Genomic DNA, 2,726 nt, shown 5'->3' with positions numbered 1-2,726 from the left:
CTGGAGATGAACCCGTCGATCGCGCTGCGAAACGGCCTGTCCTACACCCAGATCGGAAATCAGGGCGACGGACGCACCGACTCGCGCGTCAACAAGCGCACCCCGCGTCTGCGCTGAACCAAGGAATCAGGAGACCGTCGTGACCAGCGCCGGAACAGACAAGATCAGCAGTTTGCCGCTCGTGATCGGTGGCGTCGAAGGCGGCGCCGAATCCGGGCGCAGCTATGAATCCCTCGACCCCTACACCGGCTCGCCGTGGATCCGGGTCCCAGACTGCGGGTCCGAAGATGTGGACCGCGCGGTGCGTGCCGCGCGGGCCGCATTGGAGGGGCCGTGGGGGGCGTTGACCGGCGCCGCGCGCGGGAAACTGCTGTGGCGCCTGGCCGATCTCATCGCCCGCGAGGCCGACCAGCTGGCCGAACTCGAGGTGCGCGACGGCGGAAAACTGCTGCGCGAGATGTCCGGGCAGATGCGGTCGCTGCCCGACTACTACCGCTTCTACGCCGGCCTGGCCGACAAGCTGCAGGGCGAGGTGATCCCGACCGACAAGCCGGACTACTTCGTCTACACGCGGCACGAACCGGTCGGCGTGGTCGGCGCGATCACCCCGTGGAATTCGCCGCTGCTGCTGCTGACCTGGAAGCTGGCGGCCGGGCTCGCGGCGGGCTGCACCTTCGTGATCAAGCCCAGCGACTACACCCCGGCCTCCACTTTGGCCTTCGCGCGGTTGTTCGACGAGGCCGGATTCCCGCCGGGGGTCGTCAACGTGGTCACCGGATGGGGACCCGAGACGGGTGCCGCGCTGGCCGCCCATCCCGGCGTGGACAAGATCGCCTTCACCGGTTCGACCGCCACCGGGGTGAAGGTGGGTCAGGCCGCGATCGCGAACATGACCCGGTTCAGCCTTGAGCTGGGCGGCAAATCCGCTCAGCTGGTCTTCCCGGACGCCGACCTGGACGCCGCCGCCAACGGCATCGTCGCGGGGATTTTCGCCGCCACCGGGCAGACCTGTCTGGCCGGCTCACGGCTGCTGGTGCACGAAAGCGTGGCCGCCGAGCTGGTCGGCAAACTCGTCGCCCGCGCCGAGCGGATCGTGCTGGGCGATCCGCGCGACCCGGCCACCGAGATGGGCCCGGTGTCCAATGAGCCGCAGTACCGGAAGGTGCTGTCCTACTTCGACAGTGCGCGCGCCGAGGGGGCCACGGTCGCCAGCGGCGGTACGCCGGTCCCCGAACTCGGCGGCTATTTCGTGCGGCCGACCATCCTGACCGATGTCACACCGCGGATGAGTGTGGTCGCCGAGGAGATCTTCGGGCCGGTGCTCGCCGTGGCCACCTTCACCGACGAGGCCGAGGCCGTCGCGGCGGCCAACGGCACCAGATTCGGTCTGGCGGGGTCGGTCTGGACCAAGGACGTGCATCGCGCGCACCGTGTCGCGGCGGCGTTGCGGGCCGGCACGGTCTGGGTCAACGCCTACCGCGCGGTCGCGCCGAGCGTGCCCTTCGGCGGTATGGGCGACAGCGGCATCGGGCGTGAGAACGGCATCGATGCCGTCAAGGACTTCACCGAGACCAAGGCGGTGTGGGTGGAGCTCAGCGGCCGCACCCGCGATCCGTTCACCCTCGGCTGAGCACATCCATCCCAACCCTAAGGACGATCACAGTGACAGATTCGAACAAGACCGAGGCGGTCATCGTCGCCGGGGTGCGCACCCCGATCGGCACCTCGTTCAAGGGCGCCCTGCGCGATACGACCGCGATGGAGCTGGCCCGTACCGTCGTCAAGGAAGCCCTGCGACGCTCCACCCTGGCCCCTGAGCAGGTCGACGACATCATTCTGGCGGAGTCCAACTACGGCGGCGGCGATATCGCCCGCTATGCCGCGGTGACCGCGGGCCTGCCGCAGGTGCCAGGCCAGGCCGTGAATCGCCACTGCGCGGGCAGTCTCACCGCCATCGGTAGCGCCGCCGCGCAGATCGTCGCGGGCGCGGAGCGGGTGATCATCGCTGGCGGCGCGAATTCGCAGTCCACGGCGCCGCTGCAGCAATTCCGCACCCCCGGTACCACCGACGAGTTCACCGAGCGGTGGATGCCGCCCTCGCATCCCGACACCGCCGAGGCGCCGAACCAGGACATGTCCATCACGGTCGGCTGGAACACCGCGAAGGCGGTGGGGATCACCCGCGAGGAGATGGACGCCTGGGCGCTGCGTTCACATCAGCGAGCGGTCAAGGCCATCGATTCCGGGGTGTTCGACGATGAGATCGTGTCGGTACAGGCGTTGCAGGCCGACGGTTCGCGGATCGAATTCGCCGTGGACGAACACCCGCGCCGCGACACCAGCCTGGAGAAATTATCGGGCCTGAAGGTGCTGCACCCGGAGATCGAGGGCTTCTCGGTTACCGCGGGCACCGCCAGCGGCATCAACGACGCGGCCGCCGCGGTCGTGGTGACGGGCTCCGATGTGGCCGGTGTGCACAACCTCGAGGTGCTCGCGACGGTGAAGGCATGGGCCTCGACCGCGATCGATCCGGCCCACACCGGACTGGCGGTGCTGGATGTGATCCCGAAGGTGCTCGAGCGCGGCGGGATCGCGGTGCCCGATGTCGCGCTGTGGGAGATCAACGAGGCGTTCGCGGCCGTCCCGATCGCGGCCTGCAAAAAGCTCGGTATTGATGATGAACTCGTCAATATCGCGGGCAGCGGATGCAGTCTCGGCCATCCGGT

2 protein-coding genes are annotated in these 2,726 nt (G+C 68.7%); both read left to right on the top strand.

Translation table 11 applies throughout. The features are described from left to right. The first annotated feature begins 139 nt into the window (after positions 1-139). A complete protein-coding gene (locus tag C5E41_RS32865; RefSeq protein ID WP_104379547.1) occupies positions 140-1,630 on the top strand; it encodes an aldehyde dehydrogenase in 1,491 nt (496 codons plus the stop codon). Positions 1,631-1,662: 32 nt separating this feature from the next. Continuing rightward, positions 1,663-2,726: thiolase family protein (locus tag C5E41_RS32860; protein ID WP_104379546.1), on the top strand; the 1,064-nt coding region annotated here is incomplete at its 3' end.

The organism is Nocardia nova (assembly GCF_002933465.1).
Lineage (GTDB): Bacteria > Actinomycetota > Actinomycetes > Mycobacteriales > Mycobacteriaceae > Nocardia > Nocardia nova_B.
The sequence above is the reverse complement of the archived record's forward strand: the minus strand, read 5'-3'. Positions and strand labels throughout refer to the sequence as shown.